This window comes from Microcella sp. (assembly GCF_030645145.1).
Lineage (GTDB): Bacteria > Actinomycetota > Actinomycetes > Actinomycetales > Microbacteriaceae > Microcella.
The window spans coordinates 17,243-35,463 of the sequence record NZ_JAUSMI010000084.1; the positions used below are offsets into that span (position 1 = coordinate 17,243).

Consider the following 18,221-nt stretch of genomic DNA (forward strand, 5'->3'; position numbering starts at 1 on the left):
CTCCACCACTATAGCCCGTGCGGGGCGGATGCTCGCGCTCAGCCGTTCGCGGCCGAGCAGCGCCGATCCGCGGCGGTCTGACCGGGCACGTTCTCGAGCACCTCGGGTGTCGGCGCCGCGCTGGGCGATCCGGAGGGGGCCGCCGACGGGTCGGCCGATGCGGACTCCGATGGGGCGGGCTCGGCGGTCGCCTCGCCCGATGCGCTCGGGACCGGAGTCGGCGCATTCGGGTCGGCGACCGTCCCGCTCTGCGGCTCATCGGGGATGAACCGCTCGTCGTTCTCGATGAGGCGCATGAGCTCGGCCGCCTCCTCCTCGAGGGGCAGCACGCGTCCGGCGAGCGGGCCCTCGAGCGGCACCTCGCCGGGGTACTGCACGAAGACGATGTTCTCGATCGGCATGTCGGCGAGCACGCGCGCCATGGCGACCATGGTGTCGAGCGGGCGGAGGCTCGTGGAGAGCTCCATCGACTCCGTCGTGACCTTCGCCAGGCCGTACAGAGCGGTGAGATCGGTCAGCACGCCGTCGCTCTGCACCGTGCGGATCATCGACGACAGGTAGACCTGCTGGTTGGAGATGCGTCCGAGGTCGCCGCCGTCGCCCACGCCGTACCGCGTCCGCAGGAACGCGAGCGCCTCGTACCCCTCGACGACGTGCGTTCCGGCCGTCTCGAGCTCGAGTCCCGTGTACGGGTCGGAGATCGGCGCGTCGATGCAGATCTCGACCCCGCCGATGGCCGACGACATGCGCGCCACTCCGTCGAACGAGATCGTGCCGGCGTAGGGGATCTCCAGCCCGGTGAGATCTTCGACGGTGTCGACGACGCACGCGAGGCCGCCCTCGCCGTACGCCTCGTTGATCTGGACGAGCTCCAGCGGCTCCGACGTCGTGCCATCCTCCGCCTCGCACGCGGGGATGTCGACGAGCAGGTCGCGCGGAATCGAGACCGCGACGGCGGACTGCTGGTCCTCCGCGACGTGCACGAGCATGTTGACGTCGTTGAGCGTCGTCTCCCGCTCGTCCGCGTCGGACTGGCCCTCGGCGTTGTCGATGCCGACGATGAGGACGTTGAAGCCGCCCTCCCACTCTCCGACGGTGGGAACCTCTCCGCCCAGGTCGACCGATTCGATCCCGCTGTCGAGCTGGTAGGCCGCGATCGCGGCGACGGATGCTCCGCTCACGAGCACGACCGCCAGTACCCCGGCCACCGCCTTCAGGGCCGTCCGCCACCCCGATGAGCGCTTCAGGCGGCCGTGGCGCACCTCCGCCGCCTCGGCGCGGAGGCCGGAGCGGTCGCGACGTCTCGACTCGGTCATCGTCGCGGCCCGCCTCAGTTCGCGACCGAGCAGGTCTGCTGGGCGGCGGTCTGGCCGAGCACGCCCTCGAGCACCTCGGCCTCGGCGGGCTCCTCGCCGGGGAGCGGGGGAACGGTCGGGGACGCGCTCGGGCCCGGCTCGGCCGTCGAGGTCTCGCTCGGGGCGGGCTCGGGCGCGGAGGGGGCGCTCGGGTCGAGCGCGGCGCCGTTACCGGTGGAGTCCTCCGCGAGGAGGAACGGCTCGTCGTTGCGGATCTTCTCGAACAGCTGCTCGGCGAGGTACTCGACCGGCGCGGCCTTGCCCGTGTAGACGCCGCCGAGACCCGTCGTCGCGGGGTACTGCACGAACGTGATGCTCTCGGTCGGGATGTCCTTGAGCACGAGAGCCATCGAGACCATCGAGTCGATGCTCGCGAGGCTCGACGACAGCGACATCGCCTTCGTCGCGACCTGCGCGAGGCCGTAGAGCTTGGTCGGGTCGGTGAGGGTGCCGCCGCTCTGCAGGGTGCGCATGAGGGAGGACATGTAGACCTGCTGGCTGGAGATGCGGCTGAGGTCGGAGCCGTCGCCGACGCCGTAGCGCGTGCGGAGGAAGGCGAGCGCCGTGTAGCCCTCGACGGTGTGCGTGCCCGCGGTCGGGAGGTCGAGACCGGTGAAGGGGTCGAAGACGGGCGCGTCGACGCAGACGTCCACTCCTCCGACGGCGGTCGACATCATGGCGACGCCGTCGAACGAGATCGTGCCGGCGTAGGGGATCTCGAGCCCCGTGAGCGCCTCCGCGGTGAGCACGACGCAGTTGAGGCCGCCGACGCCGAACGCGGTGTTGAACGGCTGCGCGCTCATCTCGTACGAGGTGCGGCCGTCGGGCAGCGGGCACTCCGGGATCGGCACGACGAGGTCGCGGGGGATGCTCACGGCGATCGCCGACTGCTGGTCCTCCGCGACGTGGACGAGGATGTTGACGTCGTTGAGCGTCGCGCCGTCGCGCTGGTTCTCGTCCTGCTGGCCCTCGGCGTTGTCGACGCCGACGATGAGGACGTTGAAGCCGCCCTCCCACTCGCCGACCGTCGGCACGGAGCGCGCCTCGCCGTTCGCGCCCGTGAGGATGACCTCGTCGATGTTGGCGTCGAGCTGGTTGAGCGTGATCGCGGCGACGGAGGCGCCGCTGACGAGGACGACCGCGAGCGCGGAGGAGAAGACCGAGAGCACCGTGCGCCAGCCGGATGACCGGCGCTGGCGCCCGTGGCGGACGTGCGCGGTCGGCAGCGAGCGGATCGACCGATCGCGCACCTGCTCCGTCATTCGCACTCCCTCTGGCACGGCGAGGACGCCGTCGCGGCGGAGGGCGTGGGATTCGAACCCACGAGACATTCCTGCCCACTGGTTTTCAAGACCAGCTCCATCGGCCGCTCGGACAGCCCTCCTTGGACACCAAACCACGATTCTAGACCGAGGAGGGCTAAGAATCGGCTGGTTCGCCTGCTCCCGAACGAGGGGCCCCCGCGGCGCGCAGCCCGGCGAGCGCGAGCGCGAGGCCGTCGGCGGTGTCGCGCTCGGTCACCTCGGATGCCGCCTCGACGACCTCGGGCGGCGCCTGCCCCATGGCGACGCCGCGGCCGCCGAGACCCGTCGCCCACGCGAGCATCTCGATGTCATTGCGGCCGTCGCCCACGGTCATGACGCGCTCCCCGGGGATGCCGAGGGCATCCCGGACCCGCTCGAGGGCCGTCGACTTGTTGACGCCGTCGGGCGCGATGTCGAGCCACGCCGTCCAGCCCACGTTGTAGCTGACCTGGTGGAGGCCCATGAGCTCGACCACGGCGAGGAACTCCGACATCGCGTGCCCGGGAGAGATGACGACGACGCGCGTCGCGGGCTCGGCGCACAGCTCCTCGAAGGGCACCTCGTGGCTGATCGCGCCGAGCGCGCCGTCCGGGAACCAGCCGGTGTACCGGTAGACGCCCGTCTCGTCCTCGACGGCGTAGTTCGCCTTGGTCAGATGCGGACGGATGCGCGTGAGGACATCCGTCGCATCGAACGTCTCGACGTGGTGGCGCCGGTACCCCGTCGGGGCCTCCGGGTCGCGCCGCAGCGTGATCGCCCCGTTCGAGCACACGACGTAGTGCGGGGCGATGTCGAGGCGCTCGAGCACGGGGAGCGTCATCGCGACCGAGCGGCCCGTCGCGAGCATGACCTCGTGACCGGCGTCGCGGACGCGGTGCACCTCGCGCAGCACGGCGTCCGACAGCGTGCCGTCCTCGTGCAGGACGGTGCCGTCGATGTCGAGTGCGACGAGCCAGCGGTCGCCGGCGGGGATGCTCGGCATCGGGTCGCTCGTCGCCGCGCTCACGCGGTCGACTCCAGCACGGCGAGGCCGCCGAGGTACGGCTGCAGGGCCTCGGGCACCGCGACCGAGCCGTCGGCGCGCTGGTGGGTCTCGAGGATGGCGACGATCCAGCGCGTCGTCGCGAGCGTGCCGTTGAGCGTCGCGACGGGGGCCGTCTTGCCGTCCTCCCCGCGGAAGCGCGTGTCGAGGCGCCGGGCCTGGAAGGTCGTGCAGTTGCTCGTGCTCGTGAGCTCGCGGTACGCGCCCTGCGTCGGCACCCACGCCTCGACGTCGAACTTGCGCGCGGCGCTCGTGCCGAGATCGCCGGCCGCGGTGTCGATGACGCGATAAGCGAGGCCCAGCGCCTGGAGCATCCCCTCTTGGAGGGCGAGGAGCCGCTCGTGCTCGACCTCCGCCTGGGCGGGGTCGATGTAGGTGAACATCTCGAGCTTCTGGAACTGGTGCACGCGGATGATGCCGCGGGTGTCGCGGCCGTAGCTGCCGGCCTCGCGGCGGTAGCAGGTCGACCAGCCCGCGTAGCGCAGCGGCCCGTTCGCGACGTCGATGATCTCGCCCGCGTGGTAGCCGGCGAGGGCGACCTCGCTCGTGCCCGTGAGGTAGAGGTCGTCGTCTGGCAGGTGGTAGATCTCGTCGGCGTGCGCGCCGAGGAAGCCCGTGCCGCTCATGATCTCGGACTTCACGAGGGTCGGGGTGATGAGCGGGGTGAACCCGGCCTCGAGCGCGCGGTCGAGGGCCATGTTCATGAGGGCGATCTCGAGGCGCGCGCCGACGCCCTTGAGGAAGTAGAAGCGCGAGCCCGAGACCTTGACGCCGCGGGGCATGTCGATCGCGTCGAGCAGCTCGCCGAGCGCGAGGTGGTCGCGGGGCTCGAAGTCGAAGGCGGGCCTCTCGCCGACCTCGCGGAGGGTGACGAAGTCGTCCTCGCCGCCCTCGGGGACGCCGTCGAGCACGACGTTGGGGATCGAGCCGGCGATGCGCGTGAACGCCTCGTCGGCCTCGGTCGCCGCGAGCTGCGCGGCCTTGACCCGCGCCGAGAGCTCCTGAGCGGCGGCGACGAGCGCGGCCTTCTCCTCCTTCGGAGCCTGCGCGACGCGCTTGCCGTGCGCGTTCTGCTCGGCGCGGAGGGCCTCGAACGCGGTGATCGCCTCACGTCGAGCGCGATCGGCCGCGACGGCCTCGTCGACGAGCTCGACCGACGATCGCCTCGCCCGCTGGGAGGCCGAGACGACGTCGGGGTTCTCACGCAGCAGCTGGGGGTCGATCACTCCCCTAGTCTGTCACGCGCTCGCAGGGCGACCCCCTCCGCTCGCAGCCCTCCGATGCTCTAGCCTGACGACCATGAGCACCCCTCGCACCGATTCCGCGCGCCCTCGCGCCGCGGTCGTCTACAACCCGATCAAGATCGATGAGGATGCTCTGCGCGAGGCGGTCGCCGCCGCCGAGTCCGAGCACGGCTGGGCCGAGTCGCTCTGGATCGAGACGACCGTCGAGGACCCGGGTGCGGGGCAGGCGCGCACCGCGGTCGACGAGGGCGTCGACGTCGTGCTCGCCGCGGGAGGCGACGGCACCGTCCGCGCCGTGGCCGAGGGCCTGCGCGGCACGGGCACGCCCGTCGCCCTGCTGCCCGCCGGCACCGGCAACCTGCTCGCGCGCAACCTCGACCTCGCGCTCAACGACGTCCCCGGCTCGGTGCAGACGGCCTTCACAGGCTCCGACCGCGCGATCGACGTCGGCGTCGCCGACATCGTCGACGCCGACGGCGGGTCCTCGACGCACGTCTTCGTGGTCATGGTCGGCGTCGGTCTCGACGCCAAGATGATCGCCGCGACGAACCCCGAGCTGAAGAAGAAGGTCGGCTGGCTCGCCTACGTCGAGGCCGTCGCGCGCATCTTCAAGGACGTCAACGCGCTGCGCGTGACGTACTCGCTCGACGGCGCCTCGAGCCGGTCGACGACCGTCAGCACCCTCCTCATCGGCAACTGCGGCATCCTGCCGGGCAACGTGCCGATCCTCCCCGACGCCAAGGTCGACGATGGCCTCATCGACATCGTCGCGATGCGCCCGAAGAACCTCTTCGGGTGGATCCGCATCGGCACCACCGTGATCTGGGAGAACGGCGTGCTGCGCAAGACGCGCTTCGGCCGCCGCCTCATCGCCGCGGACAAGCGCGTGCGCCCGCTCCGCTACTACCAGGGCCGCCGCAGCGACCTGCGCTTCCGCGGGCCGGAGGAGTTCGAGATCGACGGCGAGGAGATGGGGAGCATCGTCCAGCTCGCCGTGCACGTCGACCCCGCCTCGCTCATCGTCCGCGTGCCGCGCGACGCCGACGTGCACTCGGTCAAGCCGGATGAGGCGGCCGAGGCCGAGGCGAAGGAGATCGAGGTCGAGCGCCAGGGCCGCGTCGCGGCTGCCGACATCGGCGAGCCGCAGCGTTCGGGCTCGGGGGTCCCGGCGACGCTCGGCGAGGACGACTAGGCCGGCGGCTCGCCGTTCACGATCCCGCGCAGCCAGTCGCGGGCATCCGTGAAGACCTCGTCGCCGTACTGCGAGACGACCTCGATCTGCTGCTGGTCCGCGCGCGGATACGAGCCGAGGAACATGACGTTCGGGCTGAACCGCTTGAGGCCGAGCAGGGCGTCGGCGACGCGCTCGTCGCGCACGTGCCCGTCGAGGTCAATGACGAAGCGGTAGCGGCCGAGGGCGTCGCCGATCGGCCGCGACTCGATGAGGCTCATGTTCACGCCGCGCGTGGCGAACTGCTCGAGCATCTCGAGCAGCCGGCCCGGCGCGTTGTCGGGCAGCTCGACGATGACGCTCGTCTTGTCGGCCCCCGTGCGCTCCGGCAGGCCGAGCGTGCGGCTGACGAGCACGAACCGCGTCACGGCGTTCGGATTGTCGCCGATGCTCTCGGCGAGCACCTCGAGGTCGTGGTGGTCGGTGATGCCGGGGGGCGCGACGGCCGCCTCGGCGAGCGCCGACTCGAGCAGTCCCGCGGCCGCGGCGACGTTCGACGCCGCGGGGATGTGCCCGTGGCTGGGGATGGCCGATTCGAGGAAGCGGCGGCACTGCGCGTAGGCGACCGGGTGCGCGGAGACGACCCGGACATCCTCGATGCGGGTGCCCGGTCGGGCGACCAGCACGAAGTTCACGGGCACGAGGAACTCGCCGATGATGCGCAGGCCCGGGATGGTCGCGAGGGCGTCCTGGGTGGCGCTCACCCCGCCCTCGACCGAGTTCTCGATCGCGATCATGGCCGCGACGCTGCGCCCGGTCATGACGTCGTCGAGCGCCTCGCCGACGTTCGCGACGCCGCGCCACACGGCGCCCTCGGCCTCGGGCACCTGCCGCAGGGCCTCCCACGTGAACGTGCCGACGGGGCCCAGGTAGCTGTAGGCGGGCGGGCTGTCGGGGGCGGCGCTCATGCTCCGCAGTCTACGGGCGGGGTCGCGGGCGGCCGCGCGGCCGTGGGGTCAGTCGACGAGGCGGATGCCCAGGGCGGCGGCGACCCTGCCCCGCAGCGCGAAGAGCTGATCGCTCGAGAGCGTCGCGCCGCGCAGACTCGCGATGTCGTCGACGTCATCGAGCTCGGCTTCCGACAGGTCGACGTGGGCGAGGGTCGCGTCGCGGATCGACAGGGTGCGGATGCTCGACCCCGGCATCGCGAGGCGCGAGATCGTCGCGCCCGAGACGTCGAGCTCGTCGATCGTGCAGTCGACGAGGGCGACGTCGGTGAGCGCGGCCCCTCGAAGGTTCGCGAAGCCGATGCGGCAGCGCTCGAACCGCACCACGTCGAGGTCCGACTCGACGGCCGCGAGCGACCCCAGGCGCGAGTCGGAGATCACGACCGTGCGCCAGCGGCTGCGTGCCGCGTCGAGCACGGGCGCATCCAGTCGCTCGATCGTCGACTCGGAGATCACGGCCGACCGGAGCGATGCGCCCTCCGCTCGCACCTCCTGGAGGGCGACCTCCGAGAGGTGGATGCCCGTGAGGTCGCGGTCGGCAAGATCGACGCCCGAGATGCGCACGCCCGCGAGGTCGGCGCGGGCGACGAGCGCGTCGCCGTCAACGGTCTCGAGGTCGTCGAGCCGGAGGTCGGGGTCGAGCGGTGGGCGCAGGTCGTCGCGGGCCATCCGGCGAGGCTACCCGCGCGCAGCCACGACCGCCGGCGACTGCGAGGAGCCCGCGAGACCCTGTGCCCCGTGCCGCCCCCGGTGGTTGGATGGGCGCATGACCCGCGCCGGAACACCCGCCCAGTCCTCCGACCTCGTCGACGTCGACGCGCTGCTCGCCGCGTACCACGACCGCGTCCCGGAACTCGACGACCCGGCCCAGCGCGTGGTCTTCGGCACGAGCGGCCACCGCGGCTCGAGCCTCGACGGCGCGTTCACCGACACCCACATCGCCGCGATCACGCAGGCGATCGTCGAGTACCGCGCGACGCAGGGCACGACGGGGCCGATCTTCGTCGGCGCCGACACGCACGCGCTGTCGATCCCCGCGCAGCGCACGGCGCTCGAGGTGCTCACCGCGAACGGGGTCGCGGCGTTCGTCGACGCGAACGACGGCTACGTGCCGACCCCGGCGCTCAGCCACGCGATCATCACCCACAACCGCAGCGGCCTCGCCGACGCCGACGGCATCGTCATCACGCCGAGCCACAACCCGCCCCGCGACGGCGGCTTCAAGTACAACCCGCCGCACGGCGGCCCGGCCGACTCCGATGCGACGAACTGGATCGCGGATCGCGCGAACGACATCATCGCCAACGGCTCGCGCGACGTGAAGCGCGGTGCCGCGATCGAGACGCACGCCTACGACTACCGGTTGCACTACGTCTCGGACCTCGCGTACATCCTCGACATCGATCGCATTCGCGAGGCCGGCCTGCACATCGGCGCCGACCCGCTCGGCGGGGCGAGCGTCGAGTACTGGCAGTTCATCGCCGAGCACTACGGACTCGACCTGACGGTCGTGAACCCCTTCGTCGACCCGGCCTGGAGTTTCATGACGCTGGACTGGGACGAGAGGATCCGGATGGACCCGTCGAGCCCGAGCGCAATGGCGAGCGTGCTCGCGCACCAGCACGACTACGCGGTGCTCACGGGCAACGACGCCGACGCCGACCGCCACGGCATCGTCACGCCCGACGGCGGGCTCATGAACCCGAACCACTACCTGGCCGTCGCGATCGAGTACCTCTACACGCACCGGCCCGAGTGGCGCGCCGACGCCGCGATCGGCAAGACGCTCGTGTCGAGCTCGATGATCGACCGCGTCGCCGAGGGCCTCGGTCGTCGCCTGCACGAGGTGCCGGTCGGCTTCAAGTGGTTCGTGCCGGGCCTCATCGACGGCTCGGTCGCGTTCGGCGGCGAGGAGAGCGCGGGTGCGAGCTTCGTGCGCCGCGACGGCAGCGTCTGGACGACCGACAAGGACGGCATCCTGCTCGCGCTGCTCGCGAGCGAGATCACCGCCGTCACTGGGTCGACCCCCTCCCAGCTGTACACGGGGCTCACCGAGAAGTACGGCGCTCCCGCCTACCAGCGCGTGGATGCCGCGGCCACGAAGGAGCAGAAGGCGAAGCTCTCGAAGCTGTCGGGCGACGCGATCGCGGCCGACGAGCTGGCCGGCGAGCCCATCACGGCCCGCCTGTCGGAGGCGCCGGGCAACGGCGCCGCGATCGGCGGCGTGAAGGTCGTGACCGAGAACGCGTGGTTCGCAGCCCGCCCGAGCGGCACGGAGGACGTGTACAAGATCTACGCCGAGTCGTTCCGCGGCGAGGACCACTTGCGGCAGGTGCAGAGCGAGGCGAAGGCGATCGTCGATGCCGCCCTCCGCTGAGCCGGCGGGCGCCGGTCTCGAGCGCGCCGAGACCGCCGGGCCGCCGCCGCTCGACCCCGCGCTCGCGGCCGAGCGCGCGCGGCTCTTCGCGCAGTGGGATGCGCTGACCCCGGACGAGCTGTCCGCGCGCGGCGGACTCAAGTGGACGATGCACCCCGGCACGGTCGGCGCGTGGGTCGCCGAGTCGGATCTCGGAACGGCCCCGGCCGTGGCATCCGCCCTGCACGCCGCGATCGACGCGGGTCAGCTCGGCTACCTGCCGCCCGCGATCGGTCGCGAGATGTCGCGCGAGACGGCGAAGCTGCTGCGCGAGCGCTTCGACTGGGCCGTGCCGTCGAGCCGGGTGCACCCGATCGCCGACGTGATCCGCGGCCTCGAGCTCACGATCGAGCACTACTCGCGCGCGGGCTCGGCGGTCGTCGTGCCGACGCCGGCGTACATGCCCTTCCTGACGGTGCCGGTCGCGATGGGTCGCGAGGTGATCGAGGTGCCGCTCGCCTCGCACGCCGGCCGCCAGACGCTCGACCTCGTCGCGATCGAGGAGGCGCTCGTGGACGGCGCGGGCGTGGTCGTGCTGTGCAACCCGCTCAACCCGGGCGGGCGCGTGTTCGAGCGCACCGAGCTCGAGGCGCTCAGCGAGGTCGTCGAACGGCACGGGGCGACGGTGTTCGCCGACGAGGTCCATGCACCGATCGTCTTCGACGGCGCGCGCCATGTGCCGTACGCGAGCATCTCGGAGGTCGCCGCCGGGCACGCCATCACGGCCGTCTCGGCGTCGAAGGCGTGGAACCTGCCGGGCCTCAAGACCGCGCAGCTGATCACCTCGAGCGACGCCGCCGAGAAGACGTGGGAGGCCCTGGGCCCGCTCGCGAGCCACGGCGCGAGCACCCTCGGCGTCATCGCCAATACGGTCGCCTACCGCGACGGCCGCGACTGGCTCGACCACACCGTCGCCTACTACGACCGCAATCGACGCGTGCTCGGCGAGCGCCTCGCCGAGCTGCTGCCGGACGTCGACTACCGGATGCCCGAGGGCACCTACATCGCGTGGCTCGACGTGCGCGCGCTCGGGCTCGGCGACGACCCGGCGACGCGGTTGCGCGACCGCGCGGGCATCGCGCTCACCGACGGGCGCGCGTGCGGAGAGGTCGGCGCGGGCCATGTGCGCATGATCCTCGCGACGCCGACCCCGATCGTCGAGCTCATCGTCGAGCGCATCGCCGCCGAGGTGCGCTGAGGGGAGAGTCTCGGCTCACGAGCCTTCGGGAAGGTACGGCTCCAGCCACTCCAGGGTTCCGTTCCTGACCGGCACCGGCACCGAGTCCTGCTCGCCGCCGACGCTGAGGGTGAGCTCGATCCGAGATCCGGGCCGATCGTCGGCGGTGTCGAACACGACGGCGTTCTCCTGGAAGGCGAACTGCTGGCCGGGAGCGAGAGTGACATCGGTGGAGTCGTCGGCGTCGGCGATCGTGACGTCCACCGGCTCCTCCGAGGAGTGGAGCAGCACGCCCATGAGTCGCGCCGGCTGACCGTCGCCGCTCGTGACGACGAGCATGTTGCCGAACGAGACCGAACCGACCTCGGCGTTGGTGCCGAGGTTGACCGCCTCGAGCTCCTCGAGCCGTTCAGAGGTGTCGGAAGCGCAGCCGGTGAGCCCTGCGAGGGCGACAAGCGACGTGGTGGCGACGAGCAGGGGACGATGGTTCTGTCGAGTGGCCATCGGTTCACGCTAGCCGCGGGTCCAGGCCGATCTCGAGGGGTGCCGAGCGACTGTGACCTCGCTCTCAGCCGGCGTAGTCGGGCGCCGGCGGCAGCCCGAAGAACTCCTCGAGGGTGCGAATGCCCGTCGCGTGCAGCTCCGCCGCGAGCTCGGGCCCCACGTATCGGAAGTGCCACGGCTCGAACTCGTAGCCCGTGACGGGCGTCGCGCGCTCGGGGTAGCGCAGGTGATAGCCGAAGCGCCAGGCGTTCGCAGCGAGCCACTGCCCCTGCGGTGTCTGCGCGAAGCACTGGTCGAGCGTGCAGTTCGCGGGCACGGCGCTGAAGTCGATCGAGAGCCCGGTCTGGTGCTCGCTGTGACCGGGGCGGGCGCTCGTGAGGTCGGCGGCCTGCTGCCCCAGCTGCGCGACCCATCCCGCGTAGACGCGCTGCTGGCTCCCGTAGCTGCGGTACGAGCTCTGCGCCGTGAGCGCGATGCCCTCAGCCGCCGCCGCGGCGACGAGCTGCTCGGCCGCCGTCGCGGCCTCGTCGCGCAGGACGGGCTCGTACACGAACGGGATCGCCGCCGTGCGCAGGTCGCCGGGCGCGAAGTCGAGCGGCTGCAGCGGGCGCAGCTTGTTCGCGACGACCCACAGCGAGGCCGGGTCGTCGATCGAGCGGGCAGCGCGATCGAAGGTCGGGGCCGGCTCGGGTTCGGGAGTCGGCGTCGGGGTGCCCGTCGCCGTCGGCGACTGCACCGGGGCGGGGATGCCCGTGGCCGTCTCCGACGGCTCGTCCGCCCTCGGATCGTCACCCTGCGCGCACCCGCTCAGCGCGACCGCGAGGACGAGCAGCACGACCCCCTCACGGGCGCGGATCAATGGGCGGCGCGACATGCGCCCGAGTGTAACCGCGGGAGCGACACGCCGACCGACCGCCTTGGGGCATCCGCTCTCTGACCGGGGATTTCACACGCATCCCAGAATCGTTGTTGACATCTCTGCAACGCGCGGCCTACGGTGGCCGCAATCATGAGAGCGCTCTCATGTTCTGCATGTGAGAGCGCTCTCACCCCCGCCCCACCCCCACGCACAAAGGAGTGACCGTGAAGATTTCACGACGCCGCAGCACCGCAGCCGCCGCCCTCGCCGGCGCGACCGCCCTGACCCTCATTGCCACCGGCTGCGCGAGCACCGGCGACGCCGACCCCGCCGGCAGCGGGAGCGACGGTGAGATCACCCTCACCCTCGCGACGTTCAACGACTTCGGGTACACCGACGAGCTGCTCCAGCAGTACGAGGACGAGAACCCCGGCGTCACGATCGTGCACAACAAGGCCGCGACGTCGAACGACGCCCGCGACAACTTCTTCACCAAGCTCGGCGCCGGCTCCGGCCTCGCCGACGTCGAGGCCGTCGAGATCGACTGGTTCGCTGAGATGATGCAGTACTCCGACCTGCTCACCGACCTCTCGAGCGACGACGTCGCCGACCGCTGGGTCGACTGGAAGACCGACGCCGCCACCGACGCCGACGGCCGCCTCGTCGCGTACGGCACGGACATCGGCCCCGAGGCCGTCTGCTACCGCAGCGACCTCTTCGAGGCCGCGGGCCTCCCGACCGACCGCGCCGAGGTCGCCGAGCTTCTCAACGGCGACTGGGACCGCTACTTCGAGGTCGGTCAGGAGTACGTCGACGCGACCGGAGCCGCCTGGTTCGACTCGGCCGGCGCCACCTACCAGGGCATGATCAACCAGGTCGAGTTCGCCTACGAGCAGGAGGACGGGACGGTCATCGCGACCGAGAACGACGAGGTCAAGGGCATCTACGAGCAGGTCCTCGAGGCCAGTGCCACGCAGTCGGCCCACCTCGGCCAGTGGAGCGACGACTGGTTCGCCGGTCTCGCCAACGGCGCCTTCGCGACGATGCTCTGCCCGGGCTGGATGCTCGGCGTCATCTCGGGCAACGCTCCCGACGTCACGGGCTGGGACGTCGCGAACGTCTTCCCCGGCGGCGGCGGCAACTGGGGCGGCTCGTACCTGACCGTCCCCGCCCAGGGCGAGAACACCGAGGCCGCGGCGAAGTTCGCCGCCTGGCTCACCGCTCCCGAGCAGCAGCTCTCGGCCTTCGAGGCCGCCGGCACGTTCCCGAGCCAGGTCGAGGCCTACGAGAGCGACACGCTGCTCTCGGCGACCAACCCGTACTTCAACGACGCCCCCGTCGGCGAGATCCTCATCGAGCGCTCGCAGGCGATCGACGTCGCTCCCTTCAAGAGCGTGAAGTACTTCCCCATCAACGACGCCATGCAGAAGGCGCTCACCCGCGTCGACTCGGACAAGACCCACACGATCGAGTCGTCGTGGGAGCAGTTCGTCGCTGACGTCAACTCGCTCGGCTAGGCCCTAGGCCGACCCAGCACCGGGGCCGCGCGGCGACGACCGCGCCGCGCGGCCCCACCCTCCGATCCACCCCCCTGGATCACCCCCTCGATCCACCCCTCGATCCGCCCCCGGGAGCCCCCATGACGACGACCGCCCCGCGCCCCACGCGGCCGGCCCTGAGCCCGCCGCCCGTCGCGCCCCGCCGCGAGCGCTCGCCCCGGCGCATCGCCTTCTCGCACACGCTCTCGCGGTGGGACTTCAAGCTCTCGCCGTACCTCTACATCTCGCCGTTCTTCATCCTCTTCGCCATCGTCGGCCTCTTTCCGCTGCTCTACACCGCGTGGGTCTCCGTCCACGAGTGGAACCTCATCGGCGGCCAGGGCGACTTCGTCGGCCTCGAGAACTTCGCCTTCGTGCTGCAGCAGCCGCCGTTCTGGGTCGCGCTGCGCAACACCTTCTCGATCTTCATCATCTCGGCCGTGCCGCAGGTCATCGCCGCCCTGCTGATCGCCGCCGTGCTCGACCGCAACCTGCGCGGCAAGACCTTCTGGCGCATGGGCGTGCTGCTGCCCTACGTCGTGGCACCCGTCGCGGTCGCGCTGATCTTCAGCAACATGTTCGGCGACCAGTACGGCCTCATCAACAACATGCTCGGCCGCATCGGGCTCGACCCGATCGGCTGGCACTCCGAGATCCTGCCGAGCCACCTCGCGATCGCGACGATGGTGAACTTCCGCTGGACGGGCTACACGGCCCTCATCCTCCTCGCCGCCATGCAGGCCATCCCGCGCGACTACTACGAGGCCGCGATGCTCGACGGCGCCGGCCTCGTGCGCCAGTTCTTCTCCATCACGATCCCGCAGCTGCGTCCGACCCTCATCTTCGTGATCGTCACCTCGACGATCGGCGGGCTCCAGATCTTCGATGAGCCGCGCATGTACGACCAGTTCGGCCAGGGCGGGGCATCCGGTCAGTGGATGACCATCACGATCTACCTCTACAACCTCGGCTGGGGCCAGCTGAACTTCGGCCGCGCCGCGGCCGTCGCCTGGCTGCTGTTCCTGATCATCGTGATCGTCGGGCTCATCAACCTCGCCATCACGCGGAGCATCGCCAGCGGCGACAGCCCCGAGAAGGTCCTCGCCCGCGCGCAGCGTCGCGCCGCCCGGAAGGAGCTCGCCCGATGAGCGCCCCCGCCCTCCCCCTCGCCCCGGTCCCCGACAACGGCCCGGATGCCCCGCTCGGGTCGTCCCCGGCCGAGCGCGCCGCGGCGCGCACCGCGGGCCGCCGTCCGCGCCGACGCCGCCTCGAGAACGGGCAGCGCCCCGGCTGGATGGCCTACGGGTTCCTCCTCGCCGTCATGCTCGGCTCGATCTTCCCGCTCTACTGGTCGTTCCTGATCGGCTCGGGCGACGCCTCGACGATCACGCGACAGGACATCGTGTGGTGGCCGGGCGGGAACTTCCTCGCCAACGCCGCCGCCGTCATCGAGAACGACAGCGTCAACTTCTGGAAGGCGATCACCAACTCGATCATCGTCTCGACGGTCGTCGCCGCCTCGGTCGTCTGGTTCTCGACGCTCGCCGGCTTCGCGTTCGCCAAGCTCCGGTTCCGCGGCAGGAACGGCCTGCTCATCTTCGTCATCGCGACGATGGCCGTGCCGACCCAGCTCGGCGTCGTGCCTCTCTTCATCGCGATGAGCCAGCTGCAGCTCGCGGGCACGCTGAGCGCGGTCATCCTGCCGGCGATCGTGAGCGCGTTCGGCGTGTTCTGGATGACGCAGTACCTCAGCCAGGCGCTGCCCTACGAGCTCATCGAGGCCGCGCGCGTCGACGGCGCGAGCATGATCCGCACCTTCTGGTCGGTCGCCCTGCCCGCCGCGCGCCCCGCCGCGGCCATGCTCGGCCTGTTCGTCTTCATCGCGACCTGGACCAACTTCTTCTGGCCGTTCATCGTCCTCGACCGGCAGAGCCCCACACTGCCCGTCGCGCTCTCGCTGCTGCAGAGCAACTACTTCGTCGACTACTCGGTGGTGATGGCCGGCGTGATCCTGTCGACCATCCCGCTGCTGATTCTGTTCATCGTCGCCGGCCGCCAGCTGGTCAGCGGCATCATGCAAGGAGCTGTCAAGGGATGACCCTCTCGACTCCGGCGTCCGCTGTGGCGCCTCACCCCGGCGTGCGCGCCTTCCCCGCCGACTTCCGTTTCGGGGTCGCCACGGCCGCCTTCCAGATCGAGGGGTCCACCCACGTCGACGGTCGCACCGACTCCATCTGGGACGCGTTCGCGCGCGTGCCGGGTGCCGTGGTGAACGGAGACAACGGCGAGCCGGCGTGCGATCACTACCGCCGCTCGAGCGACGACGTCGCGATGATGCGCGAGCTGGGCATCCAGACCTATCGATTCTCGACCTCGTGGGCGCGCGTCCAGCCCGACGGCCGCGTCGCGAACCCCGCGGGGCTCGACTTTTACTCCCGCCTCGTGGACGACCTGCTCGAGGCGGGCATCCAGCCCTGGCTGACCCTGTACCACTGGGATCTCCCGCAGGCGATCGAGGAGGCCGGCGGCTGGCCCGCTCGCGACACCGCGCATCGCTTCGTCGAGTACGCAGGTCTCGTGCACGACGTGCTCGGCGACCGCATCCAGGCCTGGACGACGCTCAACGAGCCGTGGTGCAGCGCCTTCCTCGGCTACCTCGGCGGCGAGCACGCCCCCGGCCGTCAGGACCCTCAGGCCTCGATCGACGCCGCGCACCACCTGCTGCTCGGCCACGGCCTCGCGGTGCAGGAGCTCCGCCGTCGCGACCCCGAGCTGCAGCTCGGCATCACGCTCAACCTCACCGTCGCCGACCCCGTCGACCCGACCGACGCGGGCGACCTCGACGCCGTGCGGCGCATCGACGGCCAGCACAACCGCTGGTTCCTCGACCCGATCTTCCGCGGCGCGTACCCGGCCGACATCGTCGACGACCTCGCGGGGATCGGCGTCACGGTCCCGGTGCACGAGCGCGACCTCGCGGCTATCGCGGCGCCCATCGACGCGCTCGGCGTGAACTACTACCACGGCGACGCCGTGAGCGCGCATCCGTTCACGGGCACGCCGCTCGCGCCGGCCGCGCCCTCCGAGCGCCCCAAGCGCTCGCCCTTCCCCGTCGACCAGGGCGTGAACTGGCACCCGCGCGGACTGCCCGTGACGGCGATGCAGTGGGAGGTCCAGCCCGAGGGCCTGACCCGCCTGCTCGTGCGCGTCGACGAGGAGTACGCGACCCCCGCCGGGACCGCCCTCTACGTCACGGAGAACGGCGCCGCGTACGACGACGTCGTCGAGCCCGACGGCTCGGTCGACGACGTCGAGCGCGCCTCCTACCTCGAGCAGCATCTCTCGGCGATGCTCGACGCGATCGACGCCGGCGTCGACGTGCGCGGCTACTTCTACTGGTCGCTCATGGACAACTACGAGTGGGCGTGGGGCTACGACAAGCGCTTCGGCCTCGTGCGCGTCGACTACGACACGCAGGGGCGGACGGTGAAGACGAGCGGCCGCCTCTACCAGCGCATCATCGAGGAGCGCGGGGTGCGCCAGCACGACGCCGCCCCTCAATAGACTGCGGAGCATGACGATCGAGGCGGGTCAGGCGCGCACCGCGCCGACCCTCGAGATGGTGGCCGCCGCGGCCGGCGTCTCGCGCGCGACGGTGTCGCGCGTCGTGAACGCCTCGCCGAAGGTGAGCCCGGATGCCGTGGAGGCCGTGCAGGCCGCCATCCTCCGACTCGGCTACACCCCCAATCGCGCCGCGAGGTCGCTCGCGAACCGCCGATCCATGGTCATCGCGCTCGTCGTGCCGGAGGACACCACGCGCCTGTTCGGCGACCCGTACTTCGCCGCGATCGTGAAGGGAATCACCGACGAGCTCGACGCCTCCGACTACGTGCTCAACCTGCACCTCGCTCGCTCGGAGTCGGCGGAGAAGACCCTGACCTACCTCACGGGCGGGAACGTCGACGGCGCGCTCGTGGTCTCGCACCACAGCGGCGACGAGTTCCTCTCCACTCTCGGCCGGCACCTGCCCGTCGTGTTCGGCGGCCGCCCGATCGACCCCGAGTCCGTCGACAGCCTCTACATCGACATCGACAACGTCGCCGCCGCCTACGACGGTACGCGCTACCTCGTCGATGCCGGCTGCACGCGCATCGCGACGATCACCGGTCCGGGCGACATGCCCGCCGGCATCGACCGCCTCGAGGGGTTCCGTCGCGCGCTCGCCGAGGCGGGGATGCCCGCCGACCTGGTCGCGGACGGCGACTTCACGATGACGGGCGGCGCGCGGGCGGCGCGCGAGCTGCTCGATCGGGGCGAGCCGTTCGACGGCCTCTTCGTCGCGAGCGACCTCATGGCGGTCGGAGCGGTCACCGCGCTGCGCGAGCGCGGCCTGCGCGTGCCCGACGACGTCAAGGTCATGGGCTTCGACGACAGCCCCGCCGCCCTCACGGGCGAGGTCGCCCTCACGACCGTGCGCCAGCCCTCGGAGGAGCAGGGCCGACTGCTCGCCCGCACCCTCCTGCAGCTGCTGCGCGGGGAGGACCCGCCGCGTCGCGTCATCATGCCGACCGACATCGTCGTGCGGCAGAGCGCCTGAACGCACC

The 18,221-nt window shown here is 71.3% G+C and carries 16 protein-coding genes and 1 tRNA gene; 8 read left to right on the forward strand and 9 right to left on the reverse strand.

Translation table 11 applies throughout. The features are described from left to right. Positions 1-38 precede the first annotated feature (38 nt). The 5 genes from Q7T15_RS05165 to serS all read right to left on the reverse strand — a co-directional run bounded on the left by Q7T15_RS05165 (position 39) and on the right by serS (position 4,927). Positions 39-1,316, reverse strand: a complete 1,278-nt coding sequence (locus Q7T15_RS05165; RefSeq protein ID WP_304693957.1) for an LCP family protein — start codon at positions 1,314-1,316, stop codon at positions 39-41. 14 nt (positions 1,317-1,330) lie between these two features. Beyond that, positions 1,331-2,617, reverse strand: a complete 1,287-nt coding sequence (locus Q7T15_RS05170) for an LCP family protein (RefSeq protein ID WP_304693959.1) — start codon at positions 2,615-2,617, stop codon at positions 1,331-1,333. Between the two features lie 37 nt (positions 2,618-2,654). Further along, positions 2,655-2,739 (reverse strand) — tRNA-Ser (locus Q7T15_RS05175). A 35-nt stretch (positions 2,740-2,774) separates the two neighbouring features. Continuing rightward, positions 2,775-3,641 (reverse strand): HAD family hydrolase, encoded by an 867-nt coding sequence (locus tag Q7T15_RS05180; protein ID WP_304694038.1) that lies wholly within the window; start codon positions 3,639-3,641, stop codon positions 2,775-2,777. Between the two features lie 20 nt (positions 3,642-3,661). After that, positions 3,662-4,927: a serine--tRNA ligase gene (gene serS, locus Q7T15_RS05185; protein ID WP_304693961.1), complete on the reverse strand. Its 1,266-nt coding sequence runs from the start codon at positions 4,925-4,927 to the stop codon at positions 3,662-3,664. A gap of 73 nt (positions 4,928-5,000) precedes the next feature. Here serS and Q7T15_RS05190 point away from each other — a divergent pair, with 73 nt between their 5' ends. Next, the gene (locus Q7T15_RS05190) at positions 5,001-6,137 is read left to right on the forward strand and encodes a diacylglycerol kinase family protein (protein ID WP_304693963.1); all 1,137 of its coding nucleotides are present in this window, start codon (positions 5,001-5,003) and stop codon (positions 6,135-6,137) included. On the opposite strand, the gene pheA is transcribed toward Q7T15_RS05190, so the two are convergent. Both pheA and Q7T15_RS05200 read right to left on the reverse strand, forming a co-directional pair. Continuing rightward, the gene (pheA, locus tag Q7T15_RS05195; protein ID WP_304693965.1) at positions 6,134-7,084 is read right to left on the reverse strand and encodes a prephenate dehydratase; all 951 of its coding nucleotides are present in this window, start codon (positions 7,082-7,084) and stop codon (positions 6,134-6,136) included. The two genes, Q7T15_RS05190 and pheA, sit on opposite strands and share 4 nt — an antisense overlap. Before the next feature lie 48 nt (positions 7,085-7,132). Beyond that, on the reverse strand, positions 7,133-7,792 hold the full coding sequence (locus Q7T15_RS05200) for a pentapeptide repeat-containing protein (RefSeq protein ID WP_304693967.1): 660 nt from the start codon (positions 7,790-7,792) through the stop codon (positions 7,133-7,135). A 97-nt stretch (positions 7,793-7,889) separates the two neighbouring features. On the opposite strand from Q7T15_RS05200, the gene pgm reads away from it, so the two are divergent. Both pgm and Q7T15_RS05210 read left to right on the forward strand, forming a co-directional pair. Next, positions 7,890-9,500, forward strand: coding sequence for a phosphoglucomutase (alpha-D-glucose-1,6-bisphosphate-dependent) (gene pgm / locus Q7T15_RS05205; RefSeq protein ID WP_304693969.1), 1,611 nt, complete (start codon positions 7,890-7,892; stop codon positions 9,498-9,500). Beyond that, entirely contained in the window at positions 9,484-10,737 is a 1,254-nt protein-coding gene (locus Q7T15_RS05210; RefSeq protein WP_304693971.1) for a MalY/PatB family protein, read from the forward strand. The genes pgm and Q7T15_RS05210 overlap by 17 nt, the downstream gene beginning before the upstream one ends. 15 nt (positions 10,738-10,752) lie before the next feature. Here the strand turns inward: Q7T15_RS05210 and Q7T15_RS05215 are convergent, their stop codons facing one another. Next, on the reverse strand, positions 10,753-11,220 hold the full coding sequence (locus Q7T15_RS05215; protein ID WP_304693973.1) for a hypothetical protein: 468 nt from the start codon (positions 11,218-11,220) through the stop codon (positions 10,753-10,755). Between the two features lie 64 nt (positions 11,221-11,284). Next, complete coding sequence (locus tag Q7T15_RS05220; RefSeq protein ID WP_304693975.1) at positions 11,285-12,094, reverse strand: D-alanyl-D-alanine carboxypeptidase family protein; 810 nt, start codon at positions 12,092-12,094, stop codon at positions 11,285-11,287. A gap of 209 nt (positions 12,095-12,303) precedes the next feature. Here Q7T15_RS05220 and Q7T15_RS05225 point away from each other — a divergent pair, with 209 nt between their 5' ends. The 5 genes from Q7T15_RS05225 to Q7T15_RS05245 all read left to right on the forward strand — a co-directional run bounded on the left by Q7T15_RS05225 (position 12,304) and on the right by Q7T15_RS05245 (position 18,214). After that, the gene (locus tag Q7T15_RS05225; RefSeq protein WP_304693977.1) at positions 12,304-13,596 is read left to right on the forward strand and encodes an ABC transporter substrate-binding protein; all 1,293 of its coding nucleotides are present in this window, start codon (positions 12,304-12,306) and stop codon (positions 13,594-13,596) included. A 122-nt stretch (positions 13,597-13,718) separates the two neighbouring features. After that, a complete protein-coding gene (locus Q7T15_RS05230; protein WP_304693979.1) occupies positions 13,719-14,765 on the forward strand; it encodes a carbohydrate ABC transporter permease in 1,047 nt (348 codons plus the stop codon). Beyond that, positions 14,762-15,715: a carbohydrate ABC transporter permease gene (locus Q7T15_RS05235; RefSeq protein WP_304693981.1), complete on the forward strand. Its 954-nt coding sequence runs from the start codon at positions 14,762-14,764 to the stop codon at positions 15,713-15,715. The genes Q7T15_RS05230 and Q7T15_RS05235 overlap by 4 nt, the downstream gene beginning before the upstream one ends. Then, complete coding sequence (locus Q7T15_RS05240) at positions 15,712-17,181, forward strand: GH1 family beta-glucosidase (RefSeq protein ID WP_304693983.1); 1,470 nt, start codon at positions 15,712-15,714, stop codon at positions 17,179-17,181. The genes Q7T15_RS05235 and Q7T15_RS05240 overlap by 4 nt, the downstream gene beginning before the upstream one ends. Positions 17,182-17,191: 10 nt before the next feature. Beyond that, complete coding sequence (locus Q7T15_RS05245; RefSeq protein WP_304693985.1) at positions 17,192-18,214, forward strand: LacI family DNA-binding transcriptional regulator; 1,023 nt, start codon at positions 17,192-17,194, stop codon at positions 18,212-18,214. Positions 18,215-18,221: the final 7 nt, after the last annotated feature.